At 64.7% G+C, this 23,864-nt stretch carries 23 protein-coding genes; 12 read left to right on the top strand and 11 right to left on the bottom strand.

The genetic code is table 11. The features are described 5' to 3' along the window. Nucleotides 1–73: 73 nt before the first annotated feature. Nucleotides 74–538 carry a DUF2267 domain-containing protein gene (locus MMG94_RS13390; RefSeq protein ID WP_016921940.1) on the bottom strand — a complete coding sequence of 155 codons (465 nt, stop codon included), beginning with the start codon at nt 536–538 and terminating at the stop codon, nt 74–76. A 243-nt stretch (nt 539–781) separates the two neighbouring features. On the opposite strand from MMG94_RS13390, the gene ccrA reads away from it, so the two are divergent. Further along, nucleotides 782–2,038: a crotonyl-CoA carboxylase/reductase gene (gene ccrA, locus MMG94_RS13385; protein ID WP_016921939.1), complete on the top strand. Its 1,257-nt coding sequence runs from the start codon at nt 782–784 to the stop codon at nt 2,036–2,038. A gap of 145 nt (nt 2,039–2,183) precedes the next feature. Here ccrA and MMG94_RS13380 read toward each other — a convergent pair whose 3' ends face one another. Then, nucleotides 2,184–2,735 (bottom strand): TetR/AcrR family transcriptional regulator, encoded by a 552-nt coding sequence (locus MMG94_RS13380; RefSeq protein ID WP_016921938.1) that lies wholly within the window; start codon nt 2,733–2,735, stop codon nt 2,184–2,186. A gap of 89 nt (nt 2,736–2,824) precedes the next feature. On the opposite strand from MMG94_RS13380, the gene MMG94_RS13375 reads away from it, so the two are divergent. The 8 genes from MMG94_RS13375 (at nt 2,825) to MMG94_RS13340 (ending at nt 12,576) form a co-directional block, all read left to right on the top strand. After that, nucleotides 2,825–4,201 carry a cytochrome P450 gene (locus MMG94_RS13375; protein ID WP_016921937.1) on the top strand — a complete coding sequence of 459 codons (1,377 nt, stop codon included), beginning with the start codon at nt 2,825–2,827 and terminating at the stop codon, nt 4,199–4,201. Between the two features lie 158 nt (nt 4,202–4,359). Then, nucleotides 4,360–5,103, top strand: coding sequence for an ABC transporter ATP-binding protein (locus MMG94_RS13370; protein WP_016921936.1), 744 nt, complete (start codon nt 4,360–4,362; stop codon nt 5,101–5,103). Then, complete coding sequence (locus MMG94_RS13365) at nt 5,100–6,578, top strand: ABC transporter permease subunit (RefSeq protein ID WP_016921935.1); 1,479 nt, start codon at nt 5,100–5,102, stop codon at nt 6,576–6,578. The genes MMG94_RS13370 and MMG94_RS13365 overlap by 4 nt, the downstream gene beginning before the upstream one ends. Continuing rightward, the gene (locus MMG94_RS13360; protein ID WP_016921934.1) at nt 6,575–7,993 is read left to right on the top strand and encodes a DUF3526 domain-containing protein; all 1,419 of its coding nucleotides are present in this window, start codon (nt 6,575–6,577) and stop codon (nt 7,991–7,993) included. Before MMG94_RS13365 ends, MMG94_RS13360 begins: the two co-directional genes overlap by 4 nt. Nucleotides 7,994–8,073: 80 nt before the next feature. Then, nucleotides 8,074–9,420 carry a cytochrome P450 gene (locus MMG94_RS13355; RefSeq protein ID WP_016921933.1) on the top strand — a complete coding sequence of 449 codons (1,347 nt, stop codon included), beginning with the start codon at nt 8,074–8,076 and terminating at the stop codon, nt 9,418–9,420. Nucleotides 9,421–9,597: 177 nt separating this feature from the next. Further along, entirely contained in the window at nt 9,598–11,271 is a 1,674-nt protein-coding gene (locus tag MMG94_RS13350) for an acyl-CoA dehydrogenase family protein (RefSeq protein ID WP_040579622.1), read from the top strand. Between the two features lie 452 nt (nt 11,272–11,723). Continuing rightward, entirely contained in the window at nt 11,724–12,011 is a 288-nt protein-coding gene (locus tag MMG94_RS13345) for a hypothetical protein (RefSeq protein ID WP_016921931.1), read from the top strand. A 106-nt stretch (nt 12,012–12,117) separates the two neighbouring features. Continuing rightward, nucleotides 12,118–12,576, top strand: a complete 459-nt coding sequence (locus tag MMG94_RS13340) for a baeRF12 domain-containing protein (protein ID WP_016921930.1) — start codon at nt 12,118–12,120, stop codon at nt 12,574–12,576. Here MMG94_RS13340 and trmD read toward each other — a convergent pair. After that, a complete protein-coding gene (trmD, locus tag MMG94_RS13335; protein WP_016921929.1) occupies nt 12,573–13,262 on the bottom strand; it encodes a tRNA (guanosine(37)-N1)-methyltransferase TrmD in 690 nt (229 codons plus the stop codon). The two genes, MMG94_RS13340 and trmD, sit on opposite strands and share 4 nt — an antisense overlap. 87 nt (nt 13,263–13,349) lie before the next feature. Here trmD and MMG94_RS13330 point away from each other — a divergent pair, with 87 nt between their 5' ends. Further along, on the top strand, nt 13,350–14,174 hold the full coding sequence (locus MMG94_RS13330; protein WP_154419737.1) for a hypothetical protein: 825 nt from the start codon (nt 13,350–13,352) through the stop codon (nt 14,172–14,174). Between the two features lie 58 nt (nt 14,175–14,232). Further along, entirely contained in the window at nt 14,233–14,817 is a 585-nt protein-coding gene (locus MMG94_RS13325) for a phosphatase PAP2 family protein (protein ID WP_016921926.1), read from the top strand. Nucleotides 14,818–14,957: 140 nt separating this feature from the next. Here the strand turns inward: MMG94_RS13325 and rimM are convergent, their stop codons facing one another. The 7 genes from rimM to MMG94_RS13290 all read right to left on the bottom strand — a co-directional run bounded on the left by rimM (nt 14,958) and on the right by MMG94_RS13290 (nt 21,362). Continuing rightward, the gene (rimM, locus tag MMG94_RS13320; RefSeq protein ID WP_016921925.1) at nt 14,958–15,485 is read right to left on the bottom strand and encodes a ribosome maturation factor RimM; all 528 of its coding nucleotides are present in this window, start codon (nt 15,483–15,485) and stop codon (nt 14,958–14,960) included. A gap of 144 nt (nt 15,486–15,629) precedes the next feature. Then, nucleotides 15,630–15,986 carry a 30S ribosomal protein S16 gene (gene rpsP / locus MMG94_RS13315; protein ID WP_016921924.1) on the bottom strand — a complete coding sequence of 119 codons (357 nt, stop codon included), beginning with the start codon at nt 15,984–15,986 and terminating at the stop codon, nt 15,630–15,632. A 77-nt stretch (nt 15,987–16,063) separates the two neighbouring features. Beyond that, nucleotides 16,064–17,596, bottom strand: a complete 1,533-nt coding sequence (gene ffh, locus MMG94_RS13310; RefSeq protein ID WP_016921923.1) for a signal recognition particle protein — start codon at nt 17,594–17,596, stop codon at nt 16,064–16,066. 208 nt (nt 17,597–17,804) lie between these two features. After that, the gene (locus MMG94_RS13305; protein WP_016921922.1) at nt 17,805–18,353 is read right to left on the bottom strand and encodes a GNAT family N-acetyltransferase; all 549 of its coding nucleotides are present in this window, start codon (nt 18,351–18,353) and stop codon (nt 17,805–17,807) included. Between the two features lie 543 nt (nt 18,354–18,896). Continuing rightward, nucleotides 18,897–19,544: a DUF1877 family protein gene (locus tag MMG94_RS13300; protein WP_016921921.1), complete on the bottom strand. Its 648-nt coding sequence runs from the start codon at nt 19,542–19,544 to the stop codon at nt 18,897–18,899. Between the two features lie 198 nt (nt 19,545–19,742). Continuing rightward, the gene (locus MMG94_RS13295) at nt 19,743–20,786 is read right to left on the bottom strand and encodes an HpcH/HpaI aldolase/citrate lyase family protein (protein WP_016921920.1); all 1,044 of its coding nucleotides are present in this window, start codon (nt 20,784–20,786) and stop codon (nt 19,743–19,745) included. Between the two features lie 297 nt (nt 20,787–21,083). Beyond that, nucleotides 21,084–21,362 carry a hypothetical protein gene (locus MMG94_RS13290; RefSeq protein WP_016920170.1) on the bottom strand — a complete coding sequence of 93 codons (279 nt, stop codon included), beginning with the start codon at nt 21,360–21,362 and terminating at the stop codon, nt 21,084–21,086. Between the two features lie 126 nt (nt 21,363–21,488). On the opposite strand from MMG94_RS13290, the gene MMG94_RS13285 reads away from it, so the two are divergent. Further along, nucleotides 21,489–22,727 carry a dicarboxylate/amino acid:cation symporter gene (locus tag MMG94_RS13285; RefSeq protein ID WP_016920169.1) on the top strand — a complete coding sequence of 413 codons (1,239 nt, stop codon included), beginning with the start codon at nt 21,489–21,491 and terminating at the stop codon, nt 22,725–22,727. Here MMG94_RS13285 and MMG94_RS13280 read toward each other — a convergent pair. Continuing rightward, nucleotides 22,724–23,644 carry an SH3 domain-containing protein gene (locus MMG94_RS13280; RefSeq protein WP_016920168.1) on the bottom strand — a complete coding sequence of 307 codons (921 nt, stop codon included), beginning with the start codon at nt 23,642–23,644 and terminating at the stop codon, nt 22,724–22,726. The two genes, MMG94_RS13285 and MMG94_RS13280, sit on opposite strands and share 4 nt — an antisense overlap. Nucleotides 23,645–23,864: the final 220 nt, after the last annotated feature.

Here is a 23,864-nt window from a genome sequence, read left to right as displayed (position 1 = left end):
AGTTCGAAGCCGTTGATCGCGCCCGCGCGGCGCCCGCCTTGGAAGGCGCCGGCTTACGACAAGGCTTAACCGATCACTCCCTCGACCGCGCCTTCGCCAAATCCCGCGCCGCCTCCGGCCACAGCTCCCGTAGCGGCAAAGGCAGGTCCGAGACGACCTTGGCGGTTTCGTTGAAATCCAGCTCCCGCCAGATCACCGCGAAGACCGCCCGCGCCGCGGTCGCGGCGTCGACCGGGAAGCCCGGCGGCAGGCCGCGGTCGACCATGTTCTCGAAAGCCTCGACATTGCGGACCGCCATGGGTTTGTCGGCCATATGCCAGCCTTCGTAGAAAACCCCGCGAACCAGCAAAGGGAGTTGCGCGCCGAAATGCGCCGCCTGCTCGGGCGTCAGCCTGTCGCGCAATGCGTGGAGCACGGCGCGCAGGGCCGCATAGGCGCGCGGCCGATCGCCGAGACGCTCCTCTTCCGCAAGCTTTTTGAGCCAGACATTGGTGAGCTGGACCGTGTGGTCGAGCGCTGCGACCTGTGTATCGCTCATGACCGAGGCTCCCCTTGCAACCCGCCGCCCCACGCTTTGAGATAAGCGGCGGCCGGGAGCCAGCAACCCAGGCCGTTCCGGGCGCGAACGCGGTCTCGGCGCGGGTCCCGTCCCCTCGCCTTCATCATGGGCGCCAGCCGCCCCGCCGATCGGAATTTTCACCCTATGCCGTCGGGCGCCGGGCGATTATAAGCGCTGCCGGATTATGTTTTGCAGACGAGCCCGGATGGAGGGAGCCCTACCTTGAGCGAGACGAAAGACCTTTACGAGTTGGGCGAAATTCCGCCGCTCGGCCATGTTCCCAAGAACATGTACGCCTGGGCGATCCGGAAGGAGCGTCACGGCCCGCCGGAGACGGCGATGCAGCTCGAGGTCCTCCCGACCTGGCAGCTCGACAGCCACGACGTGCTCGTTCTCGTAATGGCCGCCGGCGTCAATTATAACGGCGTCTGGGCGGCGCTCGGCGAACCGGTCTCGACTCTCGACGTCCACAAGAATCCCTATCACATCGCGGGCTCCGACGCCTCAGGGATCGTCTGGGCGGTGGGCGCCAAGGTGAAGCGCTGGAAGGTCGGCGACGAGGTCATCATCCACTGCAACCAGGACGATGGGGACGATGAGGAGTGCAATGGCGGCGACCCGATGTTCTCGCCCTCGCAGCGCATCTGGGGCTATGAGACGCCGGACGGCTCCTTCGCCCAGTTCTGCCGCGCGCAGGACCGCCAGCTCATGCCGCGCCCCAAGCATCTCTCCTGGGAAGAGTCGGCCTGCTACACCTTAACGCTCGCCACCGCCTATCGCATGCTCTTTGGCCATGAGCCGCATGAGCTGAAGCCCGGCCACAATGTCCTGATCTGGGGCGCCTCCGGTGGCCTTGGCGTTTTCGGCGTGCAGCTCTGCGCGGCGGCCGGCGCCAACGCCATCGGCGTGATCTCGGACGAGTCCAAGCGCGACTATGTCATGTCGCTCGGCGCCAAGGGCGTGATCAACCGCAAGGATTTCAAGTGCTGGGGCCAGCTCCCCAAGGTCAACTCGCCGGAATATGTCGAGTGGTCCAAGGAAGCGCGCAAATTCGGCAAGGCGATCTGGGACATCACGGGCAAGAAGGACGTCGACATCGTCTTCGAGCATCCGGGCGAGGCGACCTTTCCGGTCTCGACGCTGGTGGCCAAGCGCGGCGGCATGATCGTGTTCTGCGCCGGCACGTCCGGCTTCAACATCACCTTCGACGCCCGCTATGTGTGGATGCGTCAGAAGCGCATTCAGGGCTCGCATTTCGCGCATCTGAAGCAGGCCGCCGCCGCGAACCAGTTCGTCATCGACCGCCGGGTCGATCCCTGCATGTCCGAGGTCTTCGCCTGGGACAAGATCCCGCTGGCGCATATGAAGATGTGGAAGAACGAGCACGCGCCGGGCAATATGGCGGTGCTGGTCAATTCGATCGAGCCCGGCCTGCACACGGTCGAGGACGTGGTCGAGGCCTATGGCAAGAAGAAGTGAGCGGGTTCGCTTGCTGATGGATTTCGCGGCGCGCCGGGGGACCGGCGCGCCGTTTTTGCGCCCTTCGAAGCCATTATCGTTAACCAATCCTCAACGACTTAGGACTCAGCCCTGCTGCATTAGGAGCCTAAAGGCGGCGCGATCTCTATGGTTCAGGCTCGTCATTGAGCCGGAATATCCGGGCGCCGGCTTCCATGATTCCCGGCGCGCGGGGATCGTCAATGTCGCCAATCAGCCATTGCAGGCCGACAACCGCCGCATATTGCACATAAGCGGCGGATTGCGGGTCCTTCAGTTCCGGGTAGATATGTGCGAGCACGCATGCCAGGCCCTCGATGCGTCTTGAGTCGACGTCGGCGACGGCCTCGCGCACGATGGGTTCGCTCGCGGCCAAGCGGCGCAGCGCGCGCTCGAACCGGTGATCGACCTCGAAGGGCAATTCCCGCATCAACCGCCTCAGATCGTTGGCGGATTGCGCCTGCTCGTAACGCTTGCCCGCTTCGTCGATGACCTCTTTGCGCCAGCGCGCCATCAAAGCCCGAAGAAAAGCGTCGCGATCCTCGAAGTGGTGATAGAAGCTGCCGCGCGTCCGCCGCGCCTCCGCCGTCAGGCGGTCGATCGTCAGCGCGGCCGAACCCTCCCCGGCAAGCAGCTTCGCGCCGAGCGCCAGCCAGTCTTCCTTTCTGAATCGACTCATGGCGTCAGGCTCGCACGGCGCGCCGCTCTTTCCAAAACTATACCATATGGTATGGTTTGGTTCGACGATTCGCTTGAGGAGAGTCGACCATGTTTCACGATCCCGATTTCACGCCCGTCAGGACGAACGAACAGCCCACATTCCGCTCCGCCTTGCGTAATTTCCTCGAAAACTGGCCGCCGGCGGCCTATCGGGAAGATTTCTGGTCGCTTTCAGGCATTTGGCCGATCATCCCGAAAACCGTCTATCTCAGCGATCCCGAACTGATCGAAGAAATGCTGATTGCGCGGCCCGAAGCCTTCGGCCGAGACAAGCTGACGACGGCGGCGCTGTCGGCGAATATCGCCGACGACGCGTTGTTTTTCTCCGAAGGCGCTGAATGGCGCTGGCAGCGCCGCGCGCTTGCGCCGGCCTTTCGTCACGAGAATCTGCTGGCGCTTGTCCCGATCTTCGCGAAATGCGCAAAAGCGCAGTGCGCGGCATGGCGTCAGCTTCCGCGAAATACGGCCGTCGACGTCACGCAGCCAATGTCCGAAGTAACCTTCTCGATCATCGAGCACGCGCTCCTTGGCGCTACGGGAACGTTTGATCGCGCCAGATATCTCTCGGCCATGCTCACTGGCTTCAAGGGGATGGGTTGGCAGCGCTTCTATGCGCTTCTCGGACTTCCGAAATGGCTGCCCTTCCCCGGATCGCGAGAGATCGACCGGAAGTTGCGATATCTCTATGCCGAGACGGCGCGCCTTGTCGCCGAGCGGCGACTCGCCGGCCACGCCCATGCGCCTGCCATTCTCGATTTGCTGCTTTCGGCGAAGGACCCAGAAACCGGGCGCATGCTGACGGATGGCGAACTCATCTCCAATCTTTACGGATTGATGGTGGCCGGACACGAAACCTCCGCCGTTGCGCTTGCGTGGAGTCTCTGGCTGCTCGCCAAGGACCAGGCGTCGCAGGAGCGTTTGCGAAACGAGGTTCGCGACGTCGTCGGCGAATCCGACATCGATCGTAATGCGGTCGAAAACCTGCCCTTCGCGCGGCAGGTCATCCAGGAAGCCATGCGACTCTTTCCGCCCGTCGCCGCGCTCGGGCGCCAGCCGCGAGAGGACACGACGCTCGGGCCTTACAAGGTTCTCAAGAAGGAGCCGATCTATGTGGCGATCTGGGCGCTGCATCGCCACGAAAAGCTATGGGATGAGCCAAATGCTTTCGACCCGGACCGCTTCGCGCCCGAAAAGGCGAAAGGGCGCCATCGTTGCGCCTACATGCCCTTCGGGGCCGGCCCGCGCATCTGCATCGGCATGAGCTTCGCGATGCTGGAAATGACGACGATCCTGGCGGCGCTCATACGCGATTTTCGCTTCACCCCTGTCCCCGGCCCGCGCATCGAGCTTTCTCCGGATTTCACGCTGCGGCCCAAGGGCGGCCTGCCGCTCTTCGTCGAAGCGATCAAACCGACCGCCAATTGATCAAGCCCGCGATGATGCGTCGCTCCAGCCCTATCGTCATCGACCGCAGCATCGACCCCCGCGCTTGACCAAATCCCAGACGCGATGCAGCTTATCGCCGTTTCTCATACTGGCGCCTGCGCGAGGCCACGCGCGCTTGACGTCATGAAAGGTGCGGCATGCTGGAAGCGCGCAATCTCTCAAAGCGCTATGACGGGGCGTCGGCTCCCGCGCTCGACCGTCTCAATCTGACCGTCGAGCCCGGCGAGGTCTTCTGCCTGCTCGGCCCCAACGGCGCGGGCAAGACGACGACCGTCAATCTGTTTCTCGGCTTTCTCGAGCCGACCGACGGCGAGGCGCTGGTCTGCGGAATCGACAGCGCGCAGGACCCGCTCGGCGCGCGGGCGAAGCTCGCTTACATCCCCGAGACCGTGACGCTCTATGGCGCGCTCACGGGGCTCGAGAATCTCGCTTATTTCACCGAAGTCTCCGGCGCGCCGACCCCTTCTTCCGAGCTTCCGCCGCTGCTTCTCGCCGCCGGCCTGCCGGAAGAAGCCGCGACGCGGCCCGTGCGCTTCTATTCCAAGGGCATGCGCCAGAAGGTCGGCGTCGCCATTGCGCTCGCGCGGCGCGCGCAAGCTCTCGTGCTGGACGAGCCGACCTCGGGCCTCGACCCGCTGGCCGCCAATGAATTCGCCGCGCTGATCGAGAAGCTGCGGCGCGAGGGCATGGCGGTGCTGATGGTGACGCACGACCTCTTCCTCGCCAAGCAATGCGGCGCGAGGATCGGCATCATGGCGGGAGGCAAGCTCGCCACCGTCTTCGGCGCCGACGACGTCGATCATCTGGGGTTGGAGCGCGCTTATCTCGATCTCTTCCGCACGGGCGAGATCGAGAGGCGGGTCGCGGGAGAAGCCGCATGAGCGATTTCGCCATCGGCCCACTCTCCAGAACCGCGCCGACGCCGGCGCACGCCCGCATCGTCCGCGCCGTCGCGGCCAAGGAATGGACGGAGATGCGCCGCGACCGGCGCCTGCTCGCGTTATTTGTCTTCACCGCGCTGCTGATGCTCGCGGCGCTCGGCTTCGGGGCCGCCGAAAACGCCCGCCTCGCGCGCGAACGCGCCGCCGCGGCGGAGGCCGACCGCGCGCTCTGGATGGGCCAGAGCGCCAAGAATCCGCACGCCGCGGCCCATTTCGGCCAATACGCCTTCAAGCCCTTGAGCCCGCTCTCGCTCGCCGATCCCGGCGTCGATCCTTATGTGGGCTCGGCCGTCTGGCTCGAAGCGCATAAGCAGAACGAGGCGCAGTTCCGTCCCGCGAGAGACGGTGGCGCGGCGGCGCGTCTCGGCGGTCTGTCGCTCGCTTATATTTTGCAGACGGTCGCGCCGCTTATCGTGCTGCTGGCGGGCTTCGCCGGTTTTTCCGGCGAGCGCGAGGCCGGCACGCTGAAACAATTGCTCAGCCTCGGCGCGCGCCCGCGCGACCTTCTCGCCGGCAAGGCGCTGGCGCTGATCGGCGCGAGCGCCGCTTTGCTCGCGCCGGCCGTCATCGGCGCCGCCCTCGCCGTCGCGCTGCTGACGGATGCGACCAAATTTTCGCTCGCCGATCAGTTCCTGCGCCTCGGCGCGCTCGTGATCGGCTATGCGGTCTATCTTTCGGGCTTCGCCTTTCTCGCGCTCGGCGTCTCGGCCCTCGCGACATCGAGCCGCGCGGCGCTCGTCGCGCTGCTGGCCTTCTGGCTCGTCAATTCCTTCCTCGCCCCGCGCCTTGCGAGCGATATCGCCCGCGGCCTCGCGCCGACGCCGACCGCGCAGGAATTTCGGGCGGGGGTCGCAAAGGACAAGGCCAGGACGTTCGGCCATGACGAGACGCATCCGGCCTTTGTCGCCTTTCGCGACGAAACGCTCAAAAAATACGGCGTAACGAATGTGAAGGACCTGCCGGTGAGCTTTCGCGGCCTTTCCCTGCGGAAGGACGACGAGAACGGCTACGTCATTTTCGACGAGCATTTCGGCGCGCTTCAGGCGGCTTACGACAGACAGGACGCGCTGCGCGGGAGCGCGGGCTTTCTGTTCCCGCTCCTCGCGCTGCAGCCTTTCTCCATGGCCTTTGCGGGCTCGGACAGCCGCGCGCAATTCGATTTCGCGACGGCCGCGGAAGCGCATCGCCGCGACATACAGAACGAGGTGAGCGACAACATCATCCATTTCCAGCGCGACGCGGATTACGTCGCGGGTCCGGAATTGTGGAAGCGCATCGCCGCCTTCTCCTATCGCGCGCCGACGGCGGGCTTCGCATTGTCGGGAAGCGGCGAGGCGATGGCGGGCCTTGTCGGCTGGCTTGGGCTCACCGTCGCTTTCGCGCTTTTCGCCATTCGCCGGTTGAAGCCGCTATGAGCGCCTTTCTCGCCGGGCTGCGCTTCGAGGCGCGCATCCTCCTGCGCGAGCGCGCCGTTTGGCTCGCGCTCGTCGCGCTCGTCGCCGCGATCCTCTTCGCGCTCTTCTCCGGCGCCGCGCGCGTCGAGGCGCAAAAAGCTCTCGTGGCGGCCGCGCGCGGGGAGGAAGCGCAGCGCCTCGAGGGGCTTCGGAAAACGCTCGCAAAATTGGAGAAGGGCGAAACGGCGGACGATCCGCCGCCCTATCGCGATCCGCGCAACGCCGCCTATATGGGCGGCGGTCCGGCGGCGCGCGTCGCGGCGCTCGCGCTCTCGCCCCTTGCGCTTGCGGCCGTCGGACAGAGCGATCTCTTTCCGCCGGTCGTCAAGGTGACGACAGGATCGAAAGACGGCTTTCTCTATGCCGACGAAATCGAAAATCCCGCCAATCTCATGAGCGGCTCCGCCGATCTCGCCTTTGTCGTCGTCTTCGTCTATCCGCTCGTCATTCTGGCGCTGGCCTTCAATCTGCTCGCGGGCGAACGCGAGCAGGGAACGCTCTCCATGACGCTCGCCTCGGCGCGCAGGCCCGGCGCGGCGCTGGCCGGAAAATTCGCCGCGCGCATTCTCGCGCCCATCGGCGTGACGCTGCTCGCGACAGCCGTCGGCGTCGGCGCCTTCGCCGGCGCGAGCGTCCTCGCCTCCGGCGCCTTCGCCGCGCTGACGTCGATCATCCTGATCTATGGCCTGTTCTGGGCGGCGCTCGCCTCCGCCGTCGACGGGCTCGGGAAAAGCTCCGCCTTCAACGCCCTGACGCTCATTTGCGCCTTTGTCCTCGTGACCATGCTGGCGCCGGCGGGGATCAACAGCCTTGCTGGCTACGCTCATCCCGCGCCTTCGCGCCTCGATATGGTTCTCGCCGCCCGCGCCGCCTCGACCGACGCGGACAAGGAACGCGACGCCGCGCTTGCGCGCTATGTCGACGAGCATCCGGGCGAGAAGCGCGACCGCGCGCGGGAGGGGACTCTCCGGCGCCTCGCGACGCAGGAGGCCGCCTTTCAGCGCGTCGAAAGCGTCATCGCGGCGCATGACGCGCAGCTCGCGCGCCAGCGCGCTCTGGCCGACCGGCTCGGCTTCCTGTCTCCCGCTCTATTGACCTACCGCGCGCTGGCCGGCGTCGCGGGCGCCAGCGAGACGCGCTATCGCGGCTTTCTCGATTCGATCGCCGTTTTTCATGTCGAATGGCGCGATTTCTTCCTCTCCCGCGCCAAAGCCGCCGCGCCGATGACGCAGGCGGATTACGATTCCTTGCCGCGCTTCGCCGAGAGGGGCGAAACAGCCGCCGCCGATATCGCCGCGCCGCTCATGGGCGTTGCGATATCGACCCTGCTTCTTTCGTTCCTCGCAATGAGAGGTTTGCGCCGCGTGAGGCCGTAGCCCGTGAGGCCGTAGCCATTGTCTTGCGGCAATTCCGGTTCATGTGACGCCGAGGCGTTCGGACCGGAAAGGTTTCGCCCATGTTTCACGATCCTGATTTTCAGCCCTTCGAGCCGCGCGCTGAGCCCTCACTTCGGGCCTATGTCCGAAATTATCTCGAAAATTTCCCGCCCGAGGCCTATCGCGAAGGCGTCGCCGGCTTCAAAAGGCTGAACCGGCCGGAGACGCTTTTCCTCACCGATCCGGACCTGATCGAAGAGGTGCTGACGACGCGCGCGGAGTTTTTTCCGCGCGACCGCATCACCCCGCAGGCGCTTTCCAATGTCGTCGATCCGCAGGGGCTGTTTCTGGCCAAGGGCGCGCATTGGCGCTGGCAGCGGCGCGCCGCGGCGCCCGCCTTCCGGCATGAGAACCTTCTCGCTTTGACGCCGATCTTCTTCGATTGCGCCGAGCGTCAGGCGCAATCGTGGCGACGTGCGGGAACCGCGCGAATCGACGTCGCCCAGGCGATGATGGGCGTCGCTTTCGACGTGATCCTGCGCGCGGTGATCGGCGACGCCGAGGCGGTGGACCGCGACAGATTTCTGGCCGCCGAGACGGACGCCTTTTCGGGCTTTTCCTGGCAATTCCTGCTCGCGGCCTTGGGCCTGCCGAAATTCGTTCCGCATCCCGGCTTCCTGAAAATGCATCTCGCGACGCGCTATCTGCGGCGCGAGACCGCGCGGCTCATCGCGGCGCGCGGGGGCGCGGACAAAGGCGGCGACATTCTCTCGCTCCTCATCAAGGCGCGCGATCCGGAGACCGGCCGGGCCATGAACGATAGGGAGCTGCTCGCCAATCTCTTCACCTTCATTTCGGCCGGCCACGAGACGGCGGCGACCGCGCTGGCCTGGACGCTCTGGCTCGTCGCCAAGGATCAGGCGACGCAGGAGCGGTTGCGCGCGGAGATCCGAGAAGTCGCGGGCGACGGCCCGATCGGCCGGGACGAAATCGAGGGTCTTGTTTTCACCAGGCGGGTTTTGCAGGAATCGATGCGACTCTTCTCGCCCGTCGGCGCCATTTCGCGCCAGCCGCGCGACGCGACGATTCTGGGCGGACGCCCGGTCGAAAAAGGCGCGCAGGTCGTCATCGCCATCTGGGCGCTGCATCGGAACGAGAAGCTCTGGCCCGATCCTCTGGGCTTTGATCCCGAGCGTTTCGCGCCCGACGCGGCGAAGGCGCGCCATCGCTACGCCTATCTGCCTTTCGGCGGCGGGCCGCGCATCTGCATCGGCATGAGCTTCGCGATGCTGGAGATGACGACGGTGCTGGCGACGCTCGTGCGGGCTTGCGTCTTCAAGACCGTGGAGGGCTTCAAGCCCGATCTGCAGCCCAATATCTCCAACCGGCCGCGACGCGGGCTGCCGCTCATCGTCTCGCCCGCGTGATCGCTGCGGTCGCGCGGCGCTGAAGGCGGGTTTACTTTGTCCTTGCGCGGGCGCGCGGCCCCGTTCGCCCGCGATGAAGCGGCGCAGGCGAGTCCTGTTGCGTCGCAGGCGAAATGGCGGCATGTAGAACCAAATTTCCACAGCCCGAAGGGGCCTCATTCCGCTAGGAAACTCTCGATGACAGCAGCCGTCGCGTTGAAACTCGAACCCGCAAGCTGGCTTTCCGACGCCAAGGAGGCGCTCGCCGCCGTCGAGGCGCTCTACAATGAAGGCCTGGCCAGCGTTCGCGCGCGCGTCGCCAAGGACGGCAAGCTGTCCAACGAGCTGATCGAGGCCGACCAGCACGCCGCCCACGGCCTCTCCTGGTTCGCGACCTATGTGCAGGGCCTGAAAGAGCTGATCCATTACGCCGAACGCCTTCAGGGCGAAGGCGCCTATGGCGAGACCGAGGAGCTTCTGAACCAGATCGGCTATGCCGAGCTGCTCGCCCAGGTCTATGGCGGCATTCCGATGAGCCAGGGCGAATTCGTCCGCCTCTCCGATTTCGGCCTCACCGCCCAGCAGGTCGCCGCCCATCGCCCGGCCTCCGTCGACCGCCTCATTCTGTCGGGCAATACGCCGGCGAACCGCGCCCGCCTCGCCGAGCTGATCGACCATCATTCGGCCGCCGAAACGATCGGCGCTTCGGGCCTCGACGAGACGCTGGAGGCGATCCGCAGCGAGATGCGCAAATTCGCGGCCGACAATGTCCTGCCCTTCGCGCAGGAATGGCACGCCAAGAACGAATATATTCCGCTCGACGTGATCGGCGGTCTCGCGGAACTGGGCGTCTTCGGCCTCACGATCCCCGAGGAATATGGCGGCTCCGGCATGGGCAAGATCGCCATGTGCGTCGTCTCCGAGGAGCTGTCGCGCGCCTATATCGGCGTCGGCTCGCTCGGCACCCGCTCCGAAATCGCGGGCGAGCTGATCCTCGTCGGCGGCACGGAGGAGCAGAAGAACAAATACCTGCCGAGGATCGCCTCCGGCGAAATCCTTCCCACGGCGGTCTTCACCGAGCCGAATAACGGCTCGGACCTCGCGGGCCTGCGCACCCGCGCCGTGCGCGAGGGCGACGTCTACAAGGTCACGGGCGCCAAGACCTGGATCACCCATCCGGTCCGCGCCGACGTCATGACCCTGCTGACCCGCACCAACCCGAACGAGAAGGGCTATAAGGGTCTCTCCATGTTCATCGCCGAGAAGCCGCGCGGCACGGATGAAAATCCTTTCCCGGCCAAGGGCATGACCGGCGGCGAGATCGAGGTGCTCGGCTATCGCGGCATGAAGGAGTTCGAGATCGGCTTCGACAATTTCGAGGTGCCGGCCGAAAATCTCCTCGGCGGCGAGGAGGGCAAGGGCTTCAAGCAGCTCATGGAGACCTTCGAATCGGCCCGCATCCAGACGGCGGCGCGCGCCCTCGGCGTCGCCCAATGCGCCCTCGACCTTGGCCTGAAATACGCCAAGGAGCGCATCCAGTTCGGCAAGCCCTTGTTCGCTTTCCCGCGCGTCTTCAACAAGATCGTGTCCATGGCGGTGGAGATCCACATCGCCCGCCAGATCACCTATTTCGCCGCGCGCGAGAAGGATGAAGGCAAGCGCTGCGATCTCGAGGCCGGCATGGCGAAGCTGCTCGGCGCCCGCGTCGCCTGGGCGGCGGCGGACAACGCCCTGCAGATTCACGGCGGCAACGGCTTCGCGCTGGAATATCCGGTCTCCCGCGTCCTCTGCGACGCCCGCATCCTCAACATTTTCGAGGGCGCGGCGGAGATTCAGGCGCAGGTCATCGCGAGAAGGCTGCTGGAGGGATAAGCCTCTCGACCTTTCCAAAGCGATTTCGTCCCTCGCCCGTAAGGGCGGGGGATTTTTTCCGTCATTGCGAGCATTTTTCTCAAAGTCGGGCATACCCGACTTCGTAAAAGCGCGACGCAATCCAGAGCCATATGGCGGCCTCTGGATGCTTCGTCGGCTTCGCCTCCTCGTAATGACGACACCGCTGTCGAAACATCGCTTTTTGTCCGCTCCCCGACATCCCTGTCGGCCGTTTCTTGGGCGTCTGCACAATGTTTTTGCGCTGCGGCGATTTAGCGCGGCGCGCTGTTATCGTTTGAGATAGTTTTGGGGCGCAGGATCAATTTTACTCTGGTGAAAGCTTCGGAGCGCATTATATGTTGCAACGCACAAACAGCGCTGCGGCATCGCGCTAGGAAGGGCTCGTTACGCGTCGGCAAGAATTTTGCGCCACGCTAAGGGTCAAGGAGGTCATGATGTTGGAATCGGTCAGACAGTATTTCCAGGACTGGTCGGACGCTTGCGAATACGCCAATGAATGCGCGCCCGACCTGTCCTTTCTGGGCAATGGCGAGCCTTTCACGGCGCTGCTCTTCGTCGCAGCCGTCTGCTATCTCGCCTGGGCGGTGAACGAGGCGCGCATCCAGCGCCGCGGCGCGGCGCATATGGCGGTCCGCCCGCATCAACCCGCGACGGAGCTGCAGACGGTCGCCGCCCAGATGCAGCAGGCCCAGGCCGGCCCGGAAAAACTCGCCGCGTGATGTGACGATCATCGGCCGGCGCGTCTTTTCGACGCGCGAGGCCACGCTTGCCGTTCCGTCGCGAGCCGCCACATCTTTGGCGTGAGTTTATCGAGCGAGGGACGCTATGACAGTCGCGGTTCACAATGGCGCGTGGGTTCTCATCGGCGATGGCCGGCGCGCGCTGTTCTTCTCCAATCATGGCGACGCTGAACTTCTCGACCTGAGAGTCGTCGAGACGCGCGTCGACGAAAACCCCCCGACCCGCGAACAGGGCTCCGACGCGCCCGGCCGCGCTTTCCCCGCCGCCGGCGCACAGGCGCGCAGCGCCATGGGCAATGTCGACTGGCACGAGCTGGAGGAGGAGCGCTTCGCCCGCGCCATGGCCGACCGCATCAACGCGGCCGCCGAGAGCGGCGAGATGAAGGAAATCGTCATCGTCGCCCCGCCGAAGACGCTCGGCGAAATCCGCAAGGACCTCTCCGTGAAGGCGCAAGGCAAGGTCGCGGGCGAGCTGCACAAGGATCTGACGAAACACCCGGTGCCGGAGATCGAAAAGGCGCTGGCGCTGAAGCCGGTCGGTTAATTGTCGTCGCGGGCGAGAAGGTCCGGCCGTCTCGCCCGCGTCAGCGCCACCGCCCGCTCGCGCCGCCACTTCGCAATCCTGGCGTGGTCGCCGGAGAGCAGAATGTCGGGAATGGCGCGGCCCTCGAAATCGCGAGGGCGCGTATATTGCGGATATTCGAGCAGGCCGCCTTCGAAGCTTTCCACCTCGCCGGACAGCCCCTCGCCCATCACGCCGGGCAGCAGGCGAACGCAGGCGTCCATGAGCGCGAGCGCCGCGATCTCGCCGCCGGAGAGAATGTAGTCGCCAATCGACACTTCCTCCAAGCCGCGCGCGTCGATGATGCGCTCGTCGACGCCCTCGAAGCGCGCGCAAAGGATGATCGCGCCGGGTCCAAGAGCAAGTTCGCGCACGCGGCTCTGAGTCAGCGGCCGCCCGCGCGGGCTCATAAGGAGCTTCGGCCGCGGGTCGCCGGCCGGGGCCGCCGCGTCGATCGCCGCCGCGAGCACATCGGCGCGCATCACCATGCCGGGGCCGCCGCCGGCCGGCGTGTCGTCCACCGCGCGATGGCGCCCGAGCCCGTGCTCGCGGATCTGCTTCGTCTCGATCCGCCAGACGCCGCGCGCCCGCGCGTCGCCCGCGAGCGAGAGCCCGAGCGGGCCGGGGAACATTTCGGGAAAAAGGGTGAGGATTGTCGCGCGCCACATGTGCGGATTGATGTCGCCTGAGGGTTTCTATAGCGTCGCCGATGGATTTTCGGCCGGTCGCGGCGTTCGCCGCCGGAGTTTTCTCAAATGTCATTCTTAACAAAATTGTTTGCGCGAATCTTCCCCGGCGCCGCTCGGGCGACGGCGTCCTATCGCAGGGACATTCCCGCCGCATTGCTTGGAAATGAAACGAACTGGCGAATGGCGCGCGAAATGCTCGCGCGGCTGGAGACGGCGGGCCTGCGGATCCGGCCCGGGCTGGATCGCGATCTGATCGTCTTTCGCTTCCTGCTTAGCGTGGAGTACTGGTGCGAGGGCGACGATCTTGCGGCGTGGGCGGCGGAGACGAAAAATTCTTTCGACATCATTGGATTCTGGAATCTGGCCCGGGAAACGGACGCCTTTCACGGCCTTGAAGATATCGGCGCCGTCGCGCCAAAACTCGCTTTTCTCGACCCCGACGCTATGGACGCCATGCTGGAGGCGCATAGGTTTTCGATCTTCGAAAACGCCGCAGCGATCTGTTTCATCAATGAACATTTTCCCGGCCAATATGCGCCCGAGCATGTCGAGGCGTTCATGGCGCTCGCGGTCGGCGATCTTTCCATTCAGGATGTGACGGAGACGCGGGGAGAGGGGGAGGAGGAACTCGTCGGACGCGTGACTCTGGCGGACGGGCGCACGGAAAGCTTCACGATGCGCGCCGAAAAACGGCCGGACCCCACACCGCTGTTCGAGACGATGAATGCGATCGCCGCTCTGCAGGGCGCGGGCCGTTTCATAGCGGTCGTGAGCGCCGGCGAAGACCTCATTGTCGTCCGGCTGCAGCCGGAGGAGAAAATCGCCTTCCGGGCCTGGGCGGATAGGCAATATTGCGCGGCCGGACCCCTGCCTGTCGACTGGTTCGATTGAGAGCCAACCTTTTCTTCAGGCCTCCGCCGCAGACTCCCCGGGTAGAGCAGCGGAGACCATGATGGCCCTTACCGAATTTTTCTGGAGCGTCACCCGCTTTGGCGGCGCCCACGCCATCATTCCCGGATGCGTCGGCGTTTTCGTCGGCCTTTGGCGGCTCGACGAAAAGACATGCGCGCGGGACTTCGTCTTCGCGACAATCCTCTGCTTCGCATGCATCCTGGCCGCGAAAGTCACGTTATTGACGGGCTTCGATTTCAGCCCCAGCGGTCATACCGCCATGTCGACTTTCTTCTACGCCGCCGTCGGCTATCTTGCGGCGGCGCTGCGTCCGTCGCTCTTTTCCGTCCTTCTCGCGCTCGGCCTGTGGCTCGTCATTCTCCTCATCGCCGTCAGTCGCTTCACGGTCGCCGGGCATACGCGCCTCGAGACGCTGGCGGGCTTCCTTGTCGGGCTCGCCGCCTTCGAATTCTTTCGCCGCCGGATGCGGCCCCGGCCGGCTGCGCCTGCGGACCTTCTTTCCGCGGCGCTCCTCGCGCTGATCGTGGCGATCATCGTGAACCGCCTGATGTCCCTCGGCTTCGTCGACGAAGACGATATCCGCGCTTTCGCGCAATGGCTGCGCTGGGAAATCGCCGGCTGAGGCTTCGCATTCGCCGGGATCTTGGCGTTCGGTGAAACCTTCCGCCCTTGCGCGCCGGTTCACGGCGAGGGGCGGACAAGGGGCGGAGACGCGCCATGCCGCAAGACTCGCCGGCGCCGGCGCGCCACGCCCAAGCGTGACTATTCCTCTTCGACTTCGGTTTCGTCCGGCGGCTCAATGATCACCACGCCCTCGGAAACGCTCACCACGGGCGCGACGGATCTGGTGAAGGGAAACATCAGCGTCTCGCCGCCCTGCGCCGGGGAAATCTCGAGAATGTCGCCCGCGCCGAAATTGCGCACCGCGACGACGGTTCCAATCCGCGCGCCTTCCCGCGTCTCGGCCCGCAGCCCGACGAGATCGGCGAGGTAGAATTCGTCTTCGTCCTCGGGAGGGGGCAGCTTGTCGCGCGCGATATAGAGCTCAGCGCCGGTCAAGCGCTCGGCGCCGCCGCGATCGGAGACGCCTTCGACGCGCGCGACGAGCATGTCCTTGCCCTGCGGGCGGACGGCGAGGAGCTTGACGGATGTCTTTCCGCTCTTGTCGGTGAGCGGGCCATATGACGCGATCGCCAGCGGATCGCCGGTGAAGCTCTGCAGGCGAATTTCGCCGCGCACGCCGTGCGGCGCGCCGAAACGGCCGAGAAGGACGAGGTTTTTCACCGCCATCGATGTCCTCACTCTGAGGAGCGAGCGCAGCTCGCGTCTCGAAGGCGGACGAGATCTCTGGCGCGGGCCGTCGCCCTCATGCTGCGAGACGCGCCCTCCGGACGTTCCTGAGCATGAGAGCGAATAGACCGCGCCATTCCGGACTTACGCAGCCGCGTCCGCAGCGGCGGCGGCTTCGGCCGCAGCGGCGGCGCGCTCCTGCGCCTTCTTCTTCGGCTTCGCCTTCTCGGGATTGTTGCGCGCCTCGCGCTTCACGACGCCGGCGGCGTCCAGCAGGCGGGCGACGCGGTCGGTCGGCTGTGCGCCTTTGGCGATCCAGGCCTTGGCCTTCTCCAGGTCGAGCACGACGCGGTCGGCGGCGTCCTTGGCCTTCAGCGGGTCGAAAGTGCCGAGCTTCTCGATATAGCGCCCGTCGCGGGGCGAACGAGAGTCGGCGACGACGACGCGATAGAAGGGGCGCTTCTTGGCGCCGCCGCGGGCGAGACGGATTTTGAGAGACATGTCGGTTTTCCTGTTTTCGTTTGGATCGGCAGTCGGGCTTCGGCAGTCGGAAACCGATTGCCGAAGCCCGACTGCCGCTACTTCTTTTTCCCGAACGGGTTGAGCCCGCCCAGCAGTCCGCCGCCGAGCCCCGGAAGGCTCGGCTTCGCAAGGAGATCGGCCGGGGGAGCGGCCGGGATTCCGGGGGCGCCGGGAGGGGCGCCGCCCATCTTCTCCTGCAATTTCTGCAGCTCCTCTTGCGAGGGCATCTCCATGCCCTTGGGGCCGAGCCCCATCATCTGCGCGGCCTTGCCCATCATCCCGCCGCGCTTGCCGCCGCCGAAGGATTTCATGAGGTCGGCCATCTGCCGATGCTGCTTGAGGAGCTTGTTGACGTCCTCGACCCGCATGCCGGAGCCGGCCGCGATGCGCTTTTTGCGCGAGGCTTTCATCAGGTCGGGGTTGCGGCGCTCCTGCGGCGTCATCGACAGGATGATGCCGCGCTGGCGCTTGATGAGCTTGTCGTCGATGCCGGCCTTTTCGATCTGGTCCTTCATCTTCGCGACGCCGGGCAGAAGCCCCATAATGCCGCCGAAGCCGCCGATCTTCTCGACCTGGGCGAGCTGGTCGCAAAGGTCCTGCAGATCGAATTTGCCCTTGGCCATGCGCGCGGCGGCCTTGCGGGCCTCCTCCGCGTCGATGGCGGCCGCCGCCTTTTCCACAAGCGCGACGATGTCGCCCATGCCGAGAATGCGGTTGGCGATGCGCTGCGGCGAGAACTCGTCGACGGCGTCCATCTTCTCGCCGGTGCCGATGAGCTTGATCGGCTTGCCGGTGACATAGCGCATGGAGAGCGCCGCGCCGCCGCGGCCGTCGCCGTCCATACGCGTCAAGACGATGCCGGTGATGCCGACGCGCTCGTCGAAATTCTTGGCGAGATTGACCGCGTCCTGACCGGTCAGCGCGTCGGCGACGAGCAGGATTTCATGCGGGCTGGCGTAGGACTTGATGTCCGCCATCTCCTGCATGAGCGGCTCGTCAATATGGGTGCGGCCGGCCGTGTCGAGCAGCACCACGTCATAGCCTTCGAGCCGCGCGGCCTCCATGGCGCGCCGGGCGATCTGCAGCGGCGTCTGGCCCGCGACGATGGGCAGCGTATCGATCTCGACCTGACGGCCGAGCACGGCGAGCTGCTCCTGCGCGGCCGGGCGCTTCACGTCGAGCGAGGCCATCAGCACGCGCTTGTCATGGCGCTCCTTGAGGCGCTTGGCGATCTTGGCGGTGGTTGTCGTCTTGCCGGCGCCCTGCAGGCCGACCATCATGATGGCGACGGGGGGCTTGGCGGCGAGATTGATCGGCTCGGCCGTGTCGCCCAGCGTCTCGACCAGCACGTCATTGACGATCTTGACGACCATTTGGCCGGGCGAGACCGATTTGATGACGTTCGCGCCCACGGCGCGGTCGCGCACCTTGTCGGCGAAGGAGCGCACAACGTCGAGCGCGACGTCCGCCTCGAGCAAAGCGCGGCGGATTTCACGCAACGCTTCGTCGACGTCGTTCTCGGTCAGCGCGCCGCGCTTCGTCAGGCGGTCGAATACGGCGGAGAGCTTGTCGGAAAGGCTCTCGAACATGTCTTCTCTCCCGCGGGGCCGCTCGCGCAGCCGCCGCTCCAAAGCAAAACGCGCCCGGGGGCGCATCGCGCTGCCGGGCGTTGGCCTGCCGTCTCACAGGGCGGCTGGGCTGATGATCGGTCTTCTCTTTCGAGATTGGCGGGCTTTGTAAGAGCCTAGCCCGCCGCCTGTCAATGGCGGCGGTTTACAGTAGTGGGCAGTTTGAAATTTATGCACGCGCGTTCTTGAAAATGTCGTCAAGTGACCAGATGGGTAAAACCATCAAAGGATTTGCTCCATCGTCGCGGATACAGAACCCGTATCGCTTATAAAGGCGGGTCGTGTCATCGTTTAGTGAGCGCAGCGCAACCCCGAAGACGGCGACGTTTTGAGCTATCATGTGCGCTCTCGTCAGCGCATTGATAAGCAAGATCGTCCCTAGGCCGCCGCCTTGGTACCTGCTCAGCACGGCTAAGGACTGTATATAAATCGCTGGGAAATGCTTTTCATTCTGGTAATGCCGTTTCTCATCTGCCAAAAGCTTGTCAGTCTGCTCAATCAACAGCGTAAGTGAATATAGGCCTAAAACGGTTGATCCTGTTTTACTGTGGGCACAAAAGAAACGCGCTCGGTACGATGACTGGTATTTCATAGATTTGTTTGCAATAAACCTGTCTATGCCATAATCTCCACAGCTAAATCCTTTAAGTATTAACCCATCAGTCAGCGGAGATATGCGGATGTCTTTCAGGTCGAGTTTCTGCGTCGCATCCGTCATCGTAATTTTTTAGGTAAAAATCATAGGCGCGACGAAGGTCGTCCGTCGCACCCCCTGATTTATTGTAAAGTTTGCGGCAGAAGTCGTAAGCCTCCTTCTCTGATTTGAAAAGAGGCTCTTTCTTTTCATCGCCCCCGGACAACCACCGGAGTGCGTCCCTAAGAGACGAAATGGCCATGGCTGTGTCCCGCGCTTCTAAAGTCACCGCCCGACGCGTGGCGGATGGCTACGAATAATAGGTGATGATTACGCAATTCTCAACCTTTCAGCTTGACAAACTAAAAATTTCTGATGTGACGAAAATATCGTTGTGGGTGAACAGCGAGGATTACGTGCGAATCAGAGACCCTCTAGGTGACTAGTTTTCTCGTTTCTTGTAACGGCCCGCACTTTTTTGGCGCGGTCGCTTCTTCTGCCGCCTCGACCAGCGCGGCGATATCCGCAACTTTCCAAAGCCGGTCAGAGACGCCTGCGTCCATCGCAGGCAGGGGACACGCGCGGCTTCGAACGAACGCGGACAAGTTGTAACTAACCACTACTCGCTCACAGCATCCAGATGAGCATCCCCTGTCGCCGGCTCGCAGCCGCCGCGACGAAAGCCTGAAGACCGGGGAAATAGCGCGCGAGATCTTCATGCAGCGCGCCGGCGCAGGCTTCTCCCTCGCCGCGACGAAGGCCGAGCGACTTGACGGCCTTGCCGTCGAGCCGGGCCGCCAGCGCGTCGAGATCGAGCCCATTGAGAAAGCCGGAGAAAGCCGCCGTCTCGTCGAGCGAGAGCATGCGCGGCGGGCCGAAGCCCAGATCCTCGCCGACTTCGCGCCCGCCCGCGAGCAGGGTCGCGGCCGGCGGCGCGCCTTCAAAGGCGTCGCCGGTGAAAAGGAAATGCAGCATCCGCCACGAGCCGTGCAGATCGAACACGGGGGCGGAGGGGCTCGAAACGCGCATGAGGCCGGAGCCGCGCCGGCGCAGCAGATCGAGATGGTCGAAGAGCATGTCGCGCGCGGCGATGCTCAAGGGCGCGCGCCCCTCATCGGCGACGTAAAGAAGCTCCAGCTCCTTGAGGCGCGCGGCCTGCCTGTCGGCGACACCCGCCTCCGCCAGCACGCCGAGATCGTCGCTCTCGACGCCCTCGGCCGCATAGCGGGCGAGGTCGTTCTGGCTCGCATGCTTGAGGTATAGCGTCATGCTCATCGGCTGCGTCTCCTTTCGCAGGAGAGTCGCCGCTGAGGGTTAACCGCGCAAAGATCCGAAAAGTTAAAAGCCTAAGCAAAGGCGCTGCGGCTAGCCAATTGGTTTTTCAAATCTTTTTTTCTGCGATTTTATCCTCTCCCACAAAGAACGGGAGAGGATTGCTTGCGTTTTACCGGGCGTTAACCAAGCTTGCGCCGATCAGAAGCCGTAAATTCTGGCGAAATCGGCGTCCTTGGCGGCGACCTGTTTCGCGAGATCGACCACCACCTTGCACTGTTTCCAGGTGGCGTCGTCCTGCATCTTGCCGTCGATCATCACCGCGCCGGTGCCGTCGGGCATGGCCTCCAGCACCTTCCTGGCGAAGGCGACCTCGTCCGGATCGGGCGAGAAAACGCGCTTGGCGATGTCGATCTGCGTCGGATGCAGCGACCACGCGCCGGCGCAGCCAAGCAGAAAGGCGTTGCGGAACTGCGCTTCGCAGGCCGGGCCGTCGGAGAAGTCGCCGAAGGGGCCGTAAAAGGCCTTGACGCCCGCCGAGGCGCAGGCGTCGACCATCTTGGCGATGGTGTAGTGCCAGAGATCCTGCTGGAAGGTGGCGCGCAGCCCGGCGCCGGGCTCGGCGTCGGCGATGACCTTATATTCCGGATGCCCGCCGCCGACGCGCGTCGTCTTCATGGCGCGCGAAGCCGCGAGGTCCGCCGGTCCGAGCGAAATGCCGTGCATGCGGGGCGAGGCGGCGGCGATGGCGTCGACATTCTTGACGCCCTCGGCCGTCTCCAGAATGGCGTGGATCATGATGGGCTTCGTCACGCCGTTGCGGGCTTCGAGCTGTGCGAGAAGCTGGTCGAGATAGGCGATGTCCCACGGGCCTTCGACCTTGGGCAGCATGACGACGTCGAGCTTGTTCCCCACCGCGCCGACGATCTCGATCATGTCGTCGAGCGCCCAGGGGGAGTTCAGCGCGTTCATGCGGGTCCAGAGGCCCGTCGAGCCGAAATCGACCGCCTTGGCCATCTCGATGAAGCCCTTGCGCGCGGCTTCCTTGGCGTCGGCGGGAATGGCGTCTTCGAGATTGCCGAGCACAACGTCGACCTGTTTGGCGATGTCCGGAACCTTGGCGCGCATCTTTTCGACATGCGGCGGCACGAAATGGATCATGCGCTCGACCTTGACCGGCGGCTCGCGATAGGGAGCGGGCGCGCCGATGGCCAGCGGGCGATAGAACTGATTGGGCAGTTTCATGCGGGAAAGCTCCGGTCGCGCGCCCTGTTTAATGGGCGCGGGAAAGACGCGTCGAGCTAGCGCAGACGGGGCGAGATGGCAATGGCGGGCGGCGACCGCGCGAACGCCGGGCGTGAGCTAATCCCTCCCCTTTACGGGGAGGGTGGCCCCGCGAAGCGGGGTCGGGAGGGGTAAAACCTCGATCGGCGCGGCGGCGGAGAGAACCCCACCCGGCGGCCTTTGGCCGCCGACCTCCCCGTAAAGGGGAGGTATTGGAGCGCCGTCATGATGCAATGACCGTCAAACGATTATGCGCCGCTAGGGCGGACACACCGTCTTCACCACGATCCCGTCCTGATATCGGAAATACTCCAGGCACGACCGCTCGCCCACCAGCGCCGGGCGCTTGCCGATCTCGGCGGCCTTCAGGAAGTCCAGGATCGTCGTGCGGCCCTTGCCGTCCCAGTCCATTTCCTCCCAGCCATAGCCCGCCCGCCACGCCGTGAAGACGCGCATGGAGAGAAAAAAGACCGGAATGACGAGCACGGCGAGGACGCTCGTGACGATGAGGCGGCGCCGGTCGAAGGGCGAGGACATGGACGGCTCCCTGCGAGAGACGCGGCATCATAGCTTCTCGACTGTCGCGGGGAAATGCGCCCGCGCGCTTTGACGCGCCAAGGTCTTCGGCGATAGTCGCCACAAGCCCAACCGTAAGAGGTCGCCTTGCAGCAGGACGAAACACAGCAAACGGGCGTCCTCGCCCGATGGCGCGCCATCCCGCTTTACCTTCGCATCCTAACGGGCGTCGCGCTTGGCCTCGTCGCCGGCGTCGCCCTCGGCTCGCAGGCGGCCGCGCTCGCCTTGCCGGCGAAGCTCGTCCTGCGCATTCTCGGCGCGCTCGCGCCGCCGCTCATCCTGCTCGCCATCGTGCAGGCGCTGATGCGCGCGCATCTTGGCGGCGGGCAGGCGACGCGGCTCGCGACGCTGCTGCTCACCAATACGCTCGTCGCGATTCTCATCGGTCTTTTCGTCGCCAATATCGTGCAGCCGGGCGCATGGACGACGGCCGGCCCGCCCCCGGCGCCGGCCGAGAAGGCGCATGCCGCCGTCGATCCCGTGACCCAGTTTTTCGAAGCCGTGCCGAAAAGCATCGCCGGACCTTTCTCCGACGACGGCACGGTGATGGGCGTCATCTTCATCGCGGTCGCTTTCGGCGTCGCCTTGCGCGGCGTGCGCCATCATGAAGTGTGCACGGTGGAGGACCTCGTCCATGTCGCGCTGACGAGCCTGATCACGATCCTGCACTGGATCATCGACCTCGTGCCGCTCGCCGTCTTCGGCATTGTCGCGAGCATTGTCGGCGTGAAGGGCTTTCACGACTTCATCGCGCTTGGCGGCTTCGTGCTCGCCGTGCTGCTGGGGTTGACGCTGCAGGCCTGCTACTATCTCGCGCGGGTCCGACTGCAAAGCTGGGTGCGCCCGCTCGATCTCCTGAAGGGCGTGCGCGACGCGCTCGTCATGGCCTTTTCCACGGGCAGCTCCACCGCGACCATGCCGGTGACCTATGAAGCCTTGCGCAAAAATGTCGGCCTGCGCGAGCAGTCAGCGAGCATGGGCGCGCTGGTCGGCTCCAATTTCAACAATGACGGAACGGCGCTTTACGAAGCCATGTCGGCGCTTTTCGTCGCGCAGCTTCTGGGCATGCATCTCACGCTCGGCCAGCAATTCACCGTCATTCTCACTTCGGTGATCGCCTCCGTCGGCGCGGCGGGCATTCCGGAGGCGGGGCTCGTCACCATGACCATGGTGTTCAAAGCCGTCGCGCTGCCGACCGATTACATCGCCATGCTGCTCACCGTCGACTGGCTGCTCGATCGCTGCCGCACGGCGATCAATGTGATGGGCGACGTGACGGTGAGCTGCCTGCTCGACGGCAAGACGAAAGGCGATCCGGGAGATTAATTGCAGTTCGTCACCTGGTTGGAGCAGAGCGCCTTCACCCAGCCGCGTTCGCCCGCCGCCGTCTCGACCTGCGCCCATTCGCCCGAACAGGCGAGAATCGCCTTGGGCGAATCTCCGATCGCCACGCCGTCGTCGCCATCCTTGGCTTTGGCGCGATGCGCGGCGGCGTTGTCGTTCGGCGCACTGTAGAGGCGGCCCGGCGGCAGGCCATTATAGGCGTAAGCCGCCCCGATCATCGTCGCCCTGACCCAGCCGCGGCCGCGAAAAGGCTGCGGCGCCGAACGGGGATAGGGCGTATCGACATAGCCTTTTCCCGGCGTTTCAATTTTCTCGACAAGGAACCAGCCGTCGCGATAGCCGATGACGCTGAACTCGGATTTATATGTGTCGTCGGGAAATTTGTGGGGCGGCGGCGCGACGCCGAGTATCGCGGCCTCGGTCGAGGGCTCGGCGCGGACATTGAGGCCCTTCGGATCCGCGTCGTTCGACCATGCGCCAAGATTGCAGGCTTCGACGCCGGGCGGCAGGCCGTTCGGCGCGGCCTTCGCGCCGGAGCCGAAAAGCGGGAGAAGGCAGGCGGCCGCGAGAAGCGTCTTCCTGATCATTCGCATGCTCCGAGCGCGACGACGCTTTTCTTCGTGATCGGCGGCGCATAGGTCGCGGCGCAGTTCATCGTGAAAGGCGGGCGGCAAACCAATCTTGCCTTTGATCTCGCGCTTGCCGTCCGCCAGCGCAGTCGATTGGATCGCCCCGTTGGCGAGACACGCCTTGTCGTCGACCGCCGAGTCCGCGGCCTCCTCCTCGGTCGCTTTTTCGATTGCCTTGCAGAGCAGCGCGCGCTCGTCCTTCGATGCGGGTTCGGCGAAAGCGGCCGGCGCGTGAAGGATCAAGATGGTTGCGAGAGCGGCGTTTTTCATTCCCGTCCTTTTTTGCGCGCGCAGCTTCTTGTTTTGCGCGCAGCTTCTTGCCTTTCGCCCGTTTTGACAAGGTGCCGCGAATTATGTCCGTCATCGGGAGGAGCATCTTGCGAAGTCGGGTATACCCGCTTCGGGAAAAGCGACGAAGCAATCAAGGGACGTCATTGTGGTTCTGGATTGTTTCGCTTCGCTCGCAATGACGGATGCGCCGAAGAGTCTT

It is taken from the genome of Methylocystis parvus OBBP (genome assembly GCF_027571405.1).
Taxonomy (GTDB): Bacteria; Pseudomonadota; Alphaproteobacteria; order Rhizobiales; family Beijerinckiaceae; genus Methylocystis; species Methylocystis parva.
The sequence above is the reverse complement of the archived record's forward strand: the minus strand, read 5'-3'. Positions and strand labels throughout refer to the sequence as shown.

What these genes read in the sequence shown, in the direction of transcription:
- trmD (WP_016921929.1), bottom strand. Translation starts at nt 13,262, where the DNA reads ATGTGGCGCGCGACAATCCTCACCCTTTTTCCCGAAATGTTCCCCGGC.
- MMG94_RS13330 (WP_154419737.1), top strand. Translation starts at nt 13,350, where the DNA reads ATGTCATTCTTAACAAAATTGTTTGCGCGAATCTTCCCCGGCGCCGCT.
- MMG94_RS13290 (WP_016920170.1), bottom strand. Translation starts at nt 21,362, where the DNA reads ATGTCCTCGCCCTTCGACCGGCGCCGCCTCATCGTCACGAGCGTCCTC.
- rpsP (WP_016921924.1), bottom strand. Translation starts at nt 15,986, where the DNA reads ATGTCTCTCAAAATCCGTCTCGCCCGCGGCGGCGCCAAGAAGCGCCCC.
- MMG94_RS13340 (WP_016921930.1), top strand. Translation starts at nt 12,118, where the DNA reads ATGACAGTCGCGGTTCACAATGGCGCGTGGGTTCTCATCGGCGATGGC.
- MMG94_RS13345 (WP_016921931.1), top strand. Translation starts at nt 11,724, where the DNA reads ATGATGTTGGAATCGGTCAGACAGTATTTCCAGGACTGGTCGGACGCT.
- MMG94_RS13305 (WP_016921922.1), bottom strand. Translation starts at nt 18,353, where the DNA reads ATGACGGATGCGACGCAGAAACTCGACCTGAAAGACATCCGCATATCT.
- MMG94_RS13325 (WP_016921926.1), top strand. Translation starts at nt 14,233, where the DNA reads ATGATGGCCCTTACCGAATTTTTCTGGAGCGTCACCCGCTTTGGCGGC.
- MMG94_RS13300 (WP_016921921.1), bottom strand. Translation starts at nt 19,544, where the DNA reads ATGAGCATGACGCTATACCTCAAGCATGCGAGCCAGAACGACCTCGCC.
- MMG94_RS13280 (WP_016920168.1), bottom strand. Translation starts at nt 23,644, where the DNA reads ATGAAAAACGCCGCTCTCGCAACCATCTTGATCCTTCACGCGCCGGCC.
- MMG94_RS13295 (WP_016921920.1), bottom strand. Translation starts at nt 20,786, where the DNA reads ATGAAACTGCCCAATCAGTTCTATCGCCCGCTGGCCATCGGCGCGCCC.
- MMG94_RS13350 (WP_040579622.1), top strand. Translation starts at nt 9,598, where the DNA reads ATGACAGCAGCCGTCGCGTTGAAACTCGAACCCGCAAGCTGGCTTTCC.
- MMG94_RS13380 (WP_016921938.1), bottom strand. Translation starts at nt 2,735, where the DNA reads ATGAGTCGATTCAGAAAGGAAGACTGGCTGGCGCTCGGCGCGAAGCTG.
- MMG94_RS13370 (WP_016921936.1), top strand. Translation starts at nt 4,360, where the DNA reads ATGCTGGAAGCGCGCAATCTCTCAAAGCGCTATGACGGGGCGTCGGCT.
- MMG94_RS13355 (WP_016921933.1), top strand. Translation starts at nt 8,074, where the DNA reads ATGTTTCACGATCCTGATTTTCAGCCCTTCGAGCCGCGCGCTGAGCCC.
- rimM (WP_016921925.1), bottom strand. Translation starts at nt 15,485, where the DNA reads ATGGCGGTGAAAAACCTCGTCCTTCTCGGCCGTTTCGGCGCGCCGCAC.
- MMG94_RS13375 (WP_016921937.1), top strand. Translation starts at nt 2,825, where the DNA reads ATGTTTCACGATCCCGATTTCACGCCCGTCAGGACGAACGAACAGCCC.
- MMG94_RS13390 (WP_016921940.1), bottom strand. Translation starts at nt 538, where the DNA reads ATGAGCGATACACAGGTCGCAGCGCTCGACCACACGGTCCAGCTCACC.
- MMG94_RS13360 (WP_016921934.1), top strand. Translation starts at nt 6,575, where the DNA reads ATGAGCGCCTTTCTCGCCGGGCTGCGCTTCGAGGCGCGCATCCTCCTG.
- ffh (WP_016921923.1), bottom strand. Translation starts at nt 17,596, where the DNA reads ATGTTCGAGAGCCTTTCCGACAAGCTCTCCGCCGTATTCGACCGCCTG.
- MMG94_RS13365 (WP_016921935.1), top strand. Translation starts at nt 5,100, where the DNA reads ATGAGCGATTTCGCCATCGGCCCACTCTCCAGAACCGCGCCGACGCCG.